Annotated in this window: 13 protein-coding genes; 10 read left to right on the top strand and 3 right to left on the bottom strand. The window is 66.3% G+C overall.

What is annotated here, in order from left to right; all coding sequences use genetic code 11:
- Positions 1 to 1,650 (bottom strand): ExeA family protein, encoded by a 1,650-nt coding sequence (locus tag O0880_RS20605; protein WP_289888486.1) that lies wholly within the window; start codon positions 1,648 to 1,650, stop codon positions 1 to 3.
- Between the two features lie 63 nt (positions 1,651 to 1,713).
- Positions 1,714 to 2,238, bottom strand: coding sequence for a hypothetical protein (locus tag O0880_RS20600; RefSeq protein ID WP_071324971.1), 525 nt, complete (start codon positions 2,236 to 2,238; stop codon positions 1,714 to 1,716).
- Positions 2,239 to 2,653: 415 nt separating this feature from the next.
- On the opposite strand from O0880_RS20600, the gene O0880_RS20595 reads away from it, so the two are divergent.
- A complete protein-coding gene (locus O0880_RS20595) occupies positions 2,654 to 2,932 on the top strand; it encodes a hypothetical protein (protein ID WP_289888484.1) in 279 nt (92 codons plus the stop codon).
- 52 nt (positions 2,933 to 2,984) lie between these two features.
- On the opposite strand, the gene O0880_RS20590 is transcribed toward O0880_RS20595, so the two are convergent.
- Positions 2,985 to 3,272 carry a hypothetical protein gene (locus O0880_RS20590; RefSeq protein WP_071324973.1) on the bottom strand — a complete coding sequence of 96 codons (288 nt, stop codon included), beginning with the start codon at positions 3,270 to 3,272 and terminating at the stop codon, positions 2,985 to 2,987.
- 348 nt (positions 3,273 to 3,620) lie between these two features.
- On the opposite strand from O0880_RS20590, the gene O0880_RS20585 reads away from it, so the two are divergent.
- From O0880_RS20585 to O0880_RS20545, 9 genes are all read left to right on the top strand, one after another.
- Positions 3,621 to 4,493: a BadF/BadG/BcrA/BcrD ATPase family protein gene (locus tag O0880_RS20585; RefSeq protein ID WP_289888481.1), complete on the top strand. Its 873-nt coding sequence runs from the start codon at positions 3,621 to 3,623 to the stop codon at positions 4,491 to 4,493.
- Between the two features lies 1 nt (position 4,494).
- Complete coding sequence (locus tag O0880_RS20580; RefSeq protein ID WP_070282815.1) at positions 4,495 to 5,229, top strand: GntR family transcriptional regulator; 735 nt, start codon at positions 4,495 to 4,497, stop codon at positions 5,227 to 5,229.
- Complete coding sequence (nagA, locus tag O0880_RS20575) at positions 5,226 to 6,338, top strand: N-acetylglucosamine-6-phosphate deacetylase (protein ID WP_289888479.1); 1,113 nt, start codon at positions 5,226 to 5,228, stop codon at positions 6,336 to 6,338. Before O0880_RS20580 ends, nagA begins: the two co-directional genes overlap by 4 nt.
- Positions 6,328 to 7,341, top strand: a complete 1,014-nt coding sequence (locus O0880_RS20570; RefSeq protein WP_035825448.1) for an SIS domain-containing protein — start codon at positions 6,328 to 6,330, stop codon at positions 7,339 to 7,341. The genes nagA and O0880_RS20570 overlap by 11 nt, the downstream gene beginning before the upstream one ends.
- Positions 7,342 to 7,470: 129 nt before the next feature.
- Positions 7,471 to 8,730, top strand: coding sequence for an extracellular solute-binding protein (locus O0880_RS20565; RefSeq protein WP_289888477.1), 1,260 nt, complete (start codon positions 7,471 to 7,473; stop codon positions 8,728 to 8,730).
- Positions 8,731 to 8,737: 7 nt separating this feature from the next.
- On the top strand, positions 8,738 to 9,607 hold the full coding sequence (locus O0880_RS20560; protein ID WP_071324977.1) for a sugar ABC transporter permease: 870 nt from the start codon (positions 8,738 to 8,740) through the stop codon (positions 9,605 to 9,607).
- Between the two features lie 13 nt (positions 9,608 to 9,620).
- Positions 9,621 to 10,457 carry a carbohydrate ABC transporter permease gene (locus O0880_RS20555; RefSeq protein ID WP_289888476.1) on the top strand — a complete coding sequence of 279 codons (837 nt, stop codon included), beginning with the start codon at positions 9,621 to 9,623 and terminating at the stop codon, positions 10,455 to 10,457.
- Positions 10,454 to 11,494: a glycoside hydrolase family 3 N-terminal domain-containing protein gene (locus O0880_RS20550; protein ID WP_289888474.1), complete on the top strand. Its 1,041-nt coding sequence runs from the start codon at positions 10,454 to 10,456 to the stop codon at positions 11,492 to 11,494. The genes O0880_RS20555 and O0880_RS20550 overlap by 4 nt, the downstream gene beginning before the upstream one ends.
- A 33-nt stretch (positions 11,495 to 11,527) precedes the next feature.
- Complete coding sequence (locus O0880_RS20545) at positions 11,528 to 12,871, top strand: MFS transporter (protein ID WP_071324980.1); 1,344 nt, start codon at positions 11,528 to 11,530, stop codon at positions 12,869 to 12,871.
- Positions 12,872 to 12,881 lie beyond the last annotated feature (10 nt).

Here is a 12,881-nt window from a genome sequence, read left to right as displayed (position 1 = left end):
TTATTTTCCCGCCACCATCGCCGTCGCGGCAGGCGCTGCCACGGCAGGAGCCGCGGCGGACAGGCGCGGCTCCGAGTTGTCGCCCAGTTGCATCAGGCGCATGAAAGTTTTCGGTCCCGCCAGGCCATCGGCCTTCAGGTTCTGGCTTTGCTGGAAGTCGCGCAGCAGGCGCTGCATCTCGGTGTCGAGCGGCACGCTGGCGGCCGGCGCGGGCAAGCCGTGCAATTGCGCCAGGCGTTGCGCCAGCCAGTCCACGTCGGCGCCGCGGGCGCCCATCGGCACTTCGTCGCGCCAGTTGCGCGGGGCGCGCCAGAACGTCGTGAAGCTGCCGTCGCTGCGCTGCGCCAGCTGGGTCAGCGGCAGGCTCTGCTGCTTGCCGTCGAGCGACACGGTTGCCGTCTCGCCGCGCAGCTGGGTCAGCAGCGCCAGTTGCTCCACGCCGACGGCATCGCGCAGCGCCAGCATGGCGGGACGGTCCAGCACGCGCAGTTCGGCAATGCCGCCCCGGCTGTGCAGGCAGCGCAAGCCGGCCCTGGCGCCCGCCTGACAGGCGTCGCCGGCCGGCAAGTGCTCGCCCCACAGGGCGGCCAGCTGGCGCAGCACGGCATTGCGGTCAGGCACGCTGGCAGGCGCGGGCGTGGGCGCGGATGCAACCGTCACGGCGGACGCAACCGGCGGAGCTGCAGCCACGGCCGGTGCGGCGGCGGCGGGAACGGGCACGCCGGCGCGCGGCATGAAATGCCAGGCCAGCGCGGCCGTCACCAGCGCACCGGCCAGCACGCCGCCCGCCACCTGCGGCCAGCGCAAGCCGGCCGGACGCGCCGGCGCGCCGGCAGCCGCTTCGGCAAACACTTCATCGGCGGCGCGGCGCAGGATCTGGCGCGTCACTTGCGGCTGGTTTTCCACGTAGGCGCCCAGCAGCGCGCGGTCGCACAGCAGGTTGATGCGGCGCGGCACGCCGTGGCTCAAGGCATGGATCTGCGCCATCAGGCGCGGCGCGAACGGCGTCTGCGCCGTGTTGCCGGCCACGGCCAGGCGGTGGTGGATATAGCTGGCCGTCTCGCCGGCCGTCAGCGAGCCGAGGTGGTAGCGGGCGATCACGCGCTGGGCCAGTTGCTCGAGCTCGGGCCGGGCCAGCATGGCGCGCAATTCCGGCTGGCCGATGAGGATGATCTGCAGCAGCTTGCGCTCGCTCGTTTCCAGGTTCGTCAGCAGACGCAGTTGCTCGAGCACGGCGGCGGACAGGTTTTGCGCTTCGTCAATGATCAGCACATTGTTCTTGCCCTGCGCATGGCTGGCCAGCAGATGCGCATTGATGGCGTCGACATAGCCTTTCACGCTGGACACGCCAGGCGCCAGGGCGATGCGGAATTCCTCGCAGATCGAGTGCAGCAATTCCTCGACGGACAGCTTTGGATTGAAGATGTAGGCGAGCTGGCAATTGTCGGGGATCTGCTCCATGAAGCAGCGGCAGACGGTGGTCTTGCCGGCGCCGATTTCGCCCGTCAGCAGCACGAAGCCGCCGCCGCTGCCGACGCCGTACAGCAGGTGCGCGAGCGCCTCGCGGTGGCGTTCGCTCATGAACAGGTAGCGGGGATCGGGAGCGATCGAAAACGGTGACTGCTTGAGCTGGAAATAATGCGTGTACATGGAGACCCTGCGGATGGAACGATCAATATGCGTACGGCAAGCAAGCGCGGCAAGCGGCGACGCTCACCGGGTGTGCGCGGGCGGCAATGGCTTGTATTTGGCGCAATAGACTTTTGCCTTGCTGCGGAAGTACACGATTTTACTGCCAGGCACGGAGCCGCGGACGGGAAATGCGGAATTATCGAGTTTATTAAAACGCAAGCCCGACGCGCCGCGGATGGCCGGCTCCAGCTTTTCCGGCGTCGTGTCCGCCACCACGCCCATGAAGACGAGGGGGCTGGTGTCGTCGCTGACGATCACGTCGGTAATGGGCGCGCCCCACAGGCTGGCGTCCGTGCGGAACCAGTAGGCGCCCCCTTCATGCTTGTAGGCGGGACCGAAGGCCGTCAGCAGATACGCATAGAAAGCCTTGTTGTCGATCTGGTCGATGCACAGCACGGCATTGCCCACCACCTGGCCGAACGTGGACGGCGGCGGTTTCTGCTGCGCCAGCACGCGGGACGCGGGCGCGCCAACGGCCAGCACGGCGCACGCCGCCAGCAGGGCTGGCCAGCGCCATGGACGCGACGGCAAACGGCGCGCGCGCATGCTTAACGCTTGCGCTCTTCTTTCTTGACCTTCTTGGCTTCCTTCTTCTCTTTCATGCTCTTGGCCGGTTCCTTCTTGCTTTCTTTCTTGCTGTCCTGTGCCTTGCTCATTATCTACTCCATGCCTGGGCGGGGATGCCGCAACCATTATGACACCGCCCCATGAAAATGCCACGTCATTTCCCCCATGCAATAGACCGGCTCCGGCAAGCGCGCGCACTGCATGCGCTTATTTGCAAAAAGACGTAGGCATTTTCATTTTATTATGTTTTAATACACGCAATTTATAAAAAGATATCATTTCGGTGCGGTACGAGCGGCACCGGAGGCAAGCATACAAACTGGGGACAGGACATGGGCCGGCATGCGGCGCGCCCGTGAGGTTCAACGCACAGCCCTCGGCAGAAATACACAATATGATGAGAACAATGATCGTGCTGGGCGCAGCCCTGTCGCTATGGGCCGCTGGCAACGCGCATGCGGCGGATGCGCCGCCGCCAGGCCGCTACGCCGCCTACCCGGCGATACCGGCCGCGCTGACCGCGCGCCTGGCCTATTTCCAGCCGCACGCGGATCTGCGCGTGCCCACCCCGTATGAACCGAGCACGCATTCGCTGCTGCTGGTCGCCATCGGGCTGCTGGGCTTGCGCATGCAGGCGCGCACGCGCAACGAAAAGTTCCAGCCGCTGACGTAAAAACAGCCGCGCAAGGCGGCTGATCCGGCAAGTGCAGGCGCTTGTCTCTTGCTTAGTGCAGGCACAGACGGCGGCGCGTCTTTTCGATCAGCGCCGCATCGTACGGATACAGGTTCTCGATAAAGAACAATTCCGTTTCCGCCTCATCTTCCAGGCACATCTCCAGCATCACCGGGCCGTCGCTTTCGCGTCCCAGGAAATCCTTCGGCCAGCGGTTCTTGCGGTGCGTGCGCATCATTTCCATGCCCAGCGCGGCCAGCGGCGCCGACACGCCAGCGGCCAGCGCCTCTTGCTGCCAGTCGTCCCAATACGCGCTCTTTGCTGCCTTGTCGTTCATCATGCTCTTCCAACTCAGGTGTAAAAGGCGGACTCTACTCTTGATGGCGGCCCTTGCCAAGCATGCGCGCAAGCAATATAACCGGGCCGGACGCAGACCAGCGGGAGAAAATTGGCATTAAACAAGGCCAATTTCAATACCATTCGCAACACACAAAAAATCCTGTATTAACAATGACTTGGCAATGGCATCCCAGGCATGCTGTGGCATTCCTCACAGCATTTATTAATACCACTTAAATACCTGTTGACAAGCCATCGAGGCAACAATATAGTGCCTTCAGCTTTTTCGCCGCCCGACAAATAAAAAAACGAGACAGGCGTCATCAACCATAAGCCGGACTGCATACACATGATCGAATACATAATCGGCGTCGACGGCGGGGGCAGCGGTACCCGTGTACGCCTGGCGCGCCTGGACGGCCAGGAACTGGCGCAGGGACAAAGCGGCCCTTCCGGCCTGGGACTGGGCATCGACCGCGCCTGGACCTCCGTGGCGCACGCCGTCACCCTGGCCTTCCGCGCCGCCGGCCTGGAACAGCCCTCCTTGCAACGCATGGCCATCGGCCTGGGCCTGGCCGGCGTGCACAACAAGCAGTGGGCCGCCAGCTTCGTCGACCACAATCCCGGCTATGCCGCCGTGGCGCTCGAATCGGACGCCTTGACCACCCTGCTGGGCGCACATGCGGGCCAGCCTGGCGCCATCGTCGCCATCGGCACCGGCAGCGTGGGCGAAGTGCTGCACGCGGACGGCAGCCGCCATGAAGTGGGCGGCTGGGGCTTCCCCTCGGGCGACGAGGCGGGCGGCGCCTGGATCGGCATGCGCGCCATCAACCACGCGCAGCAGGTGGTCGATGGCCGCGTGCCCGGCAGCGCCTTCGCCACGGCCATCATCGACGCCTGCGGCGGCCAGCGCGACGCCATGCAGGTGTGGCTGGCGGCCGCCAGCCAGACCACCTTCGCGCAGCTGGCGCGCCTGGTGCTCGAACACGCGGCCAGCAATGCCGTGGCCCATGGCATCCTGGTCGACGCGGGCCGGCAGATCGCCCTCATCGCCAGGGCGCTCGATCCGGCCGGCACCTTGCCGGTGGCCCTGTGCGGCGGCCTGGCGGCGCCCCTGTCGGCCTACCTGCCGGCGGAACTGTTGAAACTGGTCGTGCCGGCACAGGGCGACTCGGCCGCAGGCGGCCTGCGCCTGATACGCACGCACTTGCGGGAGCAATGACATGCTAGCCAAACTGTCGGCCTTCAAACCCAATCCGGCCAGCGACACGCCGCTCTACATGCAGCTGGCGAACATGCTGTCGGACGGCATCGCCAGCGGCGACTGGCGCGCCAACCAGGCCCTGCCCTCCGAGCGCGTGCTGTCGGACATCCTCGAAATCTCGCGCGTCACGGCGCGCAAGGCCATCGACATGCTGTGCGACCGGGGCATGCTGACGCGCAAGCGCGGTTCAGGTACCTACATCACGCCCAAGCTGGAGCAGCCGCTGTCGCGCCTGACCAGCTTTTCCGAAGAATTGCGCCAGCGCGGGTTTACGGCCGGCTCGCGCTGGCTGCAGCGCGACATCGGCGCGGCGGCGCCGCTGGAACTGCTGTCGCTGGGCCTGTCGCCGCACATGCCGGTGGCGCGCCTGCGCCGCTTGCGCACGGCCGACGAAGTGGTGATGGCGATCGAAACGACCACCATCCCCGCGCTGTACATGCCGGACCCGCAGCAGGTGACCGATTCGCTGTACGGCTACCTGGAGTCGCGCGGCACCATCCCGATGCGCGCGCTGCAGCATATCCGCGCCGTCAACGCCACGGCGGAACAGGCCAAGCTGGCCAATATCAAGACGGGTGAAGCCATGCTGCACATCACCCGTGTCAGTTATCTCGACAACGGCGCAGCGGTGGAACTGACCCACTCGTATTGCCGCAGTGATTATTATGAATTCGTAGCGGAGTCGCGCAGATGAGCAGCACTATCAAAGGCAATATCCTTACCCCAGGCGGCTGGATCCACGGCGCCATCGCCTTCGGCGAGCGCGTGGACAGTATCGAAGGCAGTTCCATCCACCCGTCGCAGAACAGCGACGACTACATCCTGCCCGGCTTCATCGACCTGCACGTGCATGGCGGCGCCGGCAAGGACATCATGGAAGGCGGCGAAGCCGTCTACACCATCGCGGCCATCCATGCGCGCCACGGCACCACCAGCCTGCTGGCCACCACCATGACGGCGCCGCCGGAAGACATCGACATGGCGCTGACGGCCATCGGCGCCGCCGCCAAGGACCGCCGCCCGAACACGGCGCGCGTGCTGGGCGCCCACCTGGAAGGCCCGTACATCAATTCCGGCAAGCTCGGCGCGCAGCCGAACTACGCGCGCGCCGCCACGCTGGCCGAAATCGAGCGCCTGCAAACGCTGGCCAAGCTGCGCGTCATCACCGTTGCGCCGGAAATCGCCGGCCACCTGGAACTGGTGCGCGCGCTGGCCGACGCCGGCGTGCGCGTGCAGATCGGCCACACGCTTGGCTCCTATGAAGACGGCGTGGCCGCGCTGGAACACGGCGCCGTGGGCTTCACGCACCTGTTCAACGCCATGAGCGGCCTGCACCACCGCGAGCCGGGCATGGTCGGCGCCGCCCTGGCGCACGCCGAATACGCCGAACTGATCCCCGACCTGCTGCACGTGCATCCAGGCGCCATCAAGGTGGCCCTGCGCGCCATCCCGCGCCTGTACTGCGTCACCGATTCGACCGCCGCCACCGGCATGCCGGACGGCGAATACATGCTGGGCCGCCACGCCGTGCAGAAATGCATGGGCGGCGTGCGCCTGCCCGACGGCACGCTGGCGGGCAGCACCCTGACCCTGGACCAGGCGCTGCGCAACCTGGTGGGACTGGGGCTGGACCTGGCCGACGCGTCCAAGCGCGTGTCGACCAACGCCGCCGATTACCTGGGCCTGGAAGAACGCGGCCGGCTGGCCCCCGGTACTTACGCCGATCTGGTGGTACTCGATCGCGATCTCAAACTCAAAGCTGTGTATATAGAAGGAGAAATCTGTGACCTCAATGATGCTTAAAGAAGCCATTTCCGCCGCCGAATGCGTCGCCCTGCAACTGGCCAGCGACACGGAACGCTACGCGGAACTGGGCCGCAAATTGAGGAGCACCTCGTTCTCGACCGCGCTGACCATCGCGCGCGGCAGCTCCGACCACGCCTGCAACTACGTCGCCTACCTGATCATGGCGCGCCTGGGCCGCGTCGTCGCGTCCCTGCCGATGTCGCTGGTAACCCTGAACAAGTCGCCGCTGGTGACGCGCGACACGCTGGCCATCTCGATCTCGCAATCGGGCCAGAGCCCGGACGTGGTCGAACCGATCCGCTACTTCCGCGACGGCGGCGCCACCACCGTGGCCCTGGTCAACGATATCGAGTCGCCGCTGGCGCACGCCGCCGAATGGGCCATGCCCCTGCGCGCCGGCAAGGAACAGAGCGTCGCCGCGACGAAAAGCTTCATCACCAGCCTGGTAGCCGGCGCGCGCATGGTCGCGCAATGGCAGAACGACCCTGAACTGCAGGCGGGCCTGGAAGCGCTGCCCGAAGCGCTGCTCGAGGCGACCCGCGTCGACTGGTCGCCCGCCATCGACGTGCTGGCGCCGGCGCGCAACATCATGGTCGTGGGACGCGGCATCAGCTTCCCCGTGGCGCTGGAAGCGGCGCTGAAATTCAAGGAAACCTCGGCCCTGCAGGCGGAAGCCTTCAGCGGCGCCGAGATCAAGCACGGTCCGATGGCCCTGATCGAAGACGGCTATCCGCTGCTGATTTTCGCCACGCGCGGCCCGACGCAAGCCGGCCTGCTGCAACTGGCCACGGAAATGCGCGGCCGCGGCGCCAAGGTCCTGCTGGCGGCGCCGGCCGACGTCGCCGAACGCGACCTGACCCTGCCCGTGGCGGCCACGCCGGATCTCGACCCGATCGTCGCCATCCAGTCCTTCTACGTGATGGCGGCGAAACTGTCGGCCGCGCGCGGCATGGACCCGGACGCGCCGCGTCACCTGAGCAAGGTCACCAAGACGAACTAACAGGCAGTACCCGGCAGCGGCCCCCGGCACGGGGCGGCCGCCGGCAGCAGCACGAATATAAGCGACGGCAAGGGCACGTACCCGCGCCGCGGACTCATAGACATTGGAGCCTTGCGCTCCAGGATAAACATGACGATCAAGAGACTGTTGGCGGTTGTTGCCTGTGCGGGCCTGCTCGCGCCGCAGGCATGGGCTGTCGAGAAAATCGAATTCTGGACCTTCAGCATGAAGCCCAAGTTCACGCCGTATTTCAATGCGGTGGTGGCGCGCTATGAGGCGCAGAATCCCGACGTCAAGATCGAATGGATCGACTTCCCGTGGGACGTGATCCAGACCAAGCTGGTCACGCGCATCGTGGCCGGCACGCCGCCCGCGCTGGTCAGCCTGAACGTGCCCTGGGCCGATGAATATGCGCGCGACGGCCTGCTCACGCCCGTCGACGCGCTGCTCGGCGAGGCGCGCGCCAGCTACATTCCCAGCGCCCTGGCAGACTTGCGCTTCAAGGGCCGCACCTACGGCTTCCCCATGTACAGCAATGTCGCGGTGATCGCCTTCAATACCGCCATCTTCAAACAGGCCGGCCTCACGCGCGGCCCCGCCAGCCTCGACGAGCAGCTGGCGTTCGCGCGCCAGATCGCGCAGCGCACGGGTAAGGCCGGCATCGCCCCGGCGCTGTCGAAGATCGACGGCCTGTTCATGCAGCAGGGCCTGGCCGTCATCACCGACAACCGCGCCGTCTTCAATTCGCCGCAGCACGTGGCGCTGGTGCAGAAGCTGGCCGACACCTACAAGGTGGGCGGCCTGCTGAAGGAAAGCCTGTTCGCCGAAGACAATTTCCCGGCCGTCATCGACGCCTACAAGGGCGGGCGCCTGGGCATGCTGCTGGCGCCGCCCACGGCCATGCAGCGCATCCGCGGCGACGCGAAAGACATCTACGCCATCACCGACGTGGCGCCGGCGCCGCTGGGGCCCACCGGTATCGCCGACGGCGGCTGGCTGGTGCACTTCGCCATTCCGAAAGGCGTGCCGGCGCGCCTGCTGCCCTCGGTGGGCAAGTTCGCGCGCTTCCTGACGAACGACGACAACCAGCTGGCCTTCGCGCGCCAGGCCAGCGTCTTTCCCACCACCGTCAGGGCGGCCGCCGATCCGTTCTTCCTCGCCACGCCGCAGAACGCGGGCGCCGCCGAAAAGGCGGTGGCCGCCGGCGCCATGTCGATGAACCATTCGCGCACCCTGTACGTGGCCGGCATCGACGACTACGACGAATTGCGCCGCTCGCTGGTGAAAGCCGTCGAGGCGGGCGTGACGGGCAAGCAGGATGTGAAGCAGGCGCTGGACCAGGCCGTCGCCATCTGGAACCGCAAGCTGGCCACCCTGCCGCGCCACTAAGGACACCATGAAACTCGCCCACCGCCACACCCTGCAAGCCTGGCTGTTCCTCGCCCCGGCCCTGCTGCTGCTGGCCGCCTTTTCCTTCTGGCCCGTCGGCTACGGCTCCGTGCTGGCGTTCACCGACTACAGCCTGATACGCGAGACGCGCTTCGTCGGCCTCGATAATTTCCGCTACATTTTCAACAACGAGATGTTCGTCTCCGGCCTGAAGAATTCGCTGATGTTCCTGCTGATGGTGCCCTTCGTGCAGGTGGGCGCCATCACGCTGGCCGTGCTGGTCAACAACCGCCTGCCCGGCATCCGCCTGTTCCGCGCCGCCTTCTACGTGCCGGTGGTGACCACCGTTTCCGTGGTCGGCATCATGTGGGGCTTCATGTTCCACGAACAGGGCGCGCTGAACTACGTGATGATGACGCTAAGGCTGGTGAACGCGCCCGTGGGCTGGCTGTCGAACGACAGCCTGGCCCTGTTTGCCGTGATGTTCGTCACCCTGTGGCGCGGCCTGGGCTGGTACATGGTGATGTACCTGGCGGCCCTGCAGTCGATCCCGTCGGACATGCAGGAAGCGGCCATGCTCGATGGCGCCAGCCGCTGGCAGCGCTTCTGGAAGATCACCGTGCCGATGCTGCGCCCGACCATCATGCTGTGCTCCATCCTGTCCGTGCTGGCGGCCCTGAAGGCGTACCAGGAAGTCGACGTGCTGACCCAGGGCGGTCCGATGAATTCCACCTTCACGGCGCTGTACTACGCCTACGACCAGGGCCTGAAACACTTGAAACTGCCGCGCGCGCTGGCGGCCAGCTTCATCGTCTCGCTATTTTGCATCGGCATCGCCCTGCTGTGCCTGCGCTACCTCAAACCGAAGCACCGCTGACAGGGGACTGACCATGAAAACCCGTTCCCGCCCCCTGAAAACCCGCCTGCAAATACTGGGCCACTATGCCGTGCTGTGCGCGATCGCCGTCGTCTGCGTCTTCCCGTTCTGGTGGACGCTGGTGACGGCCGTCTCCACGGAAGGCAATATCTTCGCCTTCCCGCCCACCTTCTGGCCGAAGGCGCCATCGCTGGAGAACTTCGTCGAAGTGTTCAACGCGATTCCCATCTGGTCGTTCTTCAAGAACTCGGTGCTGATCGCCGTGTTGACCGTGTTCTGGAAACTGCTGCTGTGCTCATTGGCCGCGTATCCGCTGGCGCGCCTGAAATTCCGCGGCCGCAAGCTCGTGTTCGGCCTGATCCTCGCCACCCTGGTGCTGCCGTCGGAAGTGAACTTCCTCGTCAACTTCATCACCATCACGCAAATGAGCCTGGTCGATACCTACACGGGCGTGATCCTGCCCAACGTGGTGACGGCCGTGGCCATTTTGCTGCTCAAGCAGGCGTTCGAGGAAGTGCCGCAGGACCTGATCGACGCGGCACGCGTGGATGGTGCCTCCGAATGGGTCATCTTCAGCCGCATCATGCTGCCCCTGATCACGCCGTGGCTGGCCACCGTCGGCATCCTGACGGCCGTCGAATCGTGGAACGAATACATCTGGCCGTCCATCGTCATGAGCAAGCCCGATGAATTCCCGCTGTCGGTCGGCGTGCTGTATTTGCGCGGCACCTTCGGCAGCAGCACGCGCGTGATCGCGGCCGGCACCCTGATCACCATCGTGCCGACCCTGCTGGCATTCCTGTTTACCCAGCGCTTCTTCATGCGCGGCATGGACGGCGCCGTCAAATGAGCGCCGCCATCGCCACCGACCTGCGCCTGCTCGCCGGGCAGCTGCTGATGACGGGCATCGCCGGCAGCGAGCTCGACGCGGCCACGGCGCAGTGGCTGCAGCAGAACGGCTTGCGCGCCGTCTGCCTGCGCGCGGACAACATCGTCGACAAGGCGCAGCTGGCGCGCCTGACGACGGACTTGCGGCGCGTGCTGGGACCGCGGGCCCTGATCGCCATCGACACGGCAGCCTATCCGGCCTGGTTGCCCCAGCCCCCGAGCGCCATGGCCCTGAGCGCCGTTGGCGATGCGGAACTGGCCAACGGCACGGGTGCGGCGACGGCGCGCGGCCTGCGCGCGCTCGGCGTCAACTGGCTCTTCGCGCCCCTGCTCAAGCTGGACGCGGCCGGCAACGACGCGCCGGCGGCGGCGCACGCATTTGGCGGCGACCCGGCGCAAGCCACGGCCATGACCCTGGCCTGGATGGCCGGCTGCCAGTCCGAGGGCGTCGCCTGCTGCGCCAGGCTGTACCTGCCGCAGCAGGCGGCCGGCGCGGCCCTGCCCAGCGTCGACAAGACCCGCTCGCAACTGGAGGAGCACGACTTCGTGCCCTTCCGCCAGGCTGCCGCGCATGCGGCCTCGATGATGAGCGCGCACGTGTCCTACCCCGCCCTCGATGCGCAGCTGCCCGTCAGCCTGTCGCACGCGGTGATGCACGGCCTGCTGCGCAAGCAGTGGGGCTACGGCGGGGTGCTGATCACGCCCGGCATCGACGCGCACGGCATCGACGTCAGTGCGCGCGCGCTGGCCGCCGGCGCCGACATGGCCCTGCTGCCCGATGCGGCGCGCCTGCCGGCCGCCCTCGACGCCGTCGGCGCCGCGCTGGCGTCCGGCGCGCTGCCGCTGCAGTCGGCCGGCGTGCGCCTGCAGCGCCTGGCGGCCATGGCCGAACGCTATCCGGCCGGCGCCGGACTGTATGCGCAGGAGGCGGCCGACCGCATCGTCATGGCCGAGGCCAGACGCTGCTGCCAGAGCACGGCGCCCTTGCCACCGAATTAAACCGCACTTTCAAGACGACCCGAGGAAGCATCCATGAACGACAAGAGCAGCAACAGCATCAGCAGCAGCGGCGCCCGCAGCCCGATTTCCTGGGTTCCCACGCTGTACTTCGCCCAGGGCCTGCCGTTTTACGCGGTGGCCCTGGTGGCCGGCCTGATGTTCAAGAGCCTGGGCGTGCCGAACGACCAGATCGCCCGCTGGACGGGCCTGATCGGCTTTGCCTGGGTCTTCAAGTCGCTGTGGAGCCCCTTCCTCGAACTGGCGTCGAGCAAGAAGGCCATGGTGGTGCTGTTCCAGTTCCTCGGCGGCCTGAGCCTGGGCCTGATCGCGCTGGCCCTGCAAACGCCGCTGTGGTTCGCCGCCTGCGTGGCCGTGCTGTTCGTCGCCGCGCTGGCGTCCTCGACGCACGACATCGTCTGCGACGGCCTGTACATCGCCAGCCTGTCCGACAAGCAGCAGGCCGCCTACGCGGGCTGGCAGGGCGCCTTCTTCAATGCGGGCAAGTTCATCTCGCTGGGCGGCCTGGTGATCCTGGCCGGCTACCTGGAAAAAAATATCGGCGTCAAGCCCGCCTGGTCGGTGATCTTCCTCATCATCGGCGCCATGATGCTGTCGCTGGCCGCCTACCATCTGTGGTCGCTGCCGCAGGTGCGCAACGTGGCCGTGGCCGACAAGAGCGTGGCCGGCATCAGCCGCACCTTGTGGGACGTGCTGGTGGACTTCCTGAAAAAGCCGGGCATCTGGGGCATGATCGCCTTCATCATCCTGTTCCGCGCCGGCGAGGCGCAAGTGCAGACCATCGGCCCGCTGTTCCTGCGCGAAGCGCGCGAACTGGGCGGCCTGGGCCTGTCGACGACGGAAGTGGGCGCCGTGTACGGCACGGCCGGCACCGTCGCCTTCCTGCTGGGCAGCATCGGCGGCGGCTACTTTACTTCCTGGCTGGGACTGAAACGCGCCATGCTGTTCCTGATCCTGGCCATGAACCTGCCGAATCTGGTGTTCTATTACCTGAGCCACAGCATGCCGACCGACCTGGCGCTGATCACGGCCGCCCTCAGCGTGGAGATGTTCGGCTATGGCTTCGGCTTCGTCGGCCTGATCCTGTTCATGATGCAGGTGGTCTCCGTGGGCAAATACCAGACGGCCCACTATGCGTTCGCCACCGGCGTGATGCAGCTGGGCTTCGTGCTGTTCAAGATGATCAGCGGCGACATCCAGACGGCGCTCGGCTACAAGACCTTTTTCCTGTGGGTGCTGGTGTCGGCCGTGCCGGTCCTGATCCTGTCGCGCTTCATGCGCATCGGTCCGAAAGACCCCGCCGACCAGCCCGACCTGAGCAAGGCCGATTCCCCGCCGGCACCGGCCAACGCCAGCTAGGATAGAACCA

This window comes from Janthinobacterium sp. SUN118 (assembly GCF_030397695.1).
In the GTDB taxonomy this organism is placed as follows: Bacteria; Pseudomonadota; Gammaproteobacteria; order Burkholderiales; family Burkholderiaceae_D; genus Janthinobacterium.
This window is presented reverse-complemented; position numbering and strand designations above follow the sequence as displayed.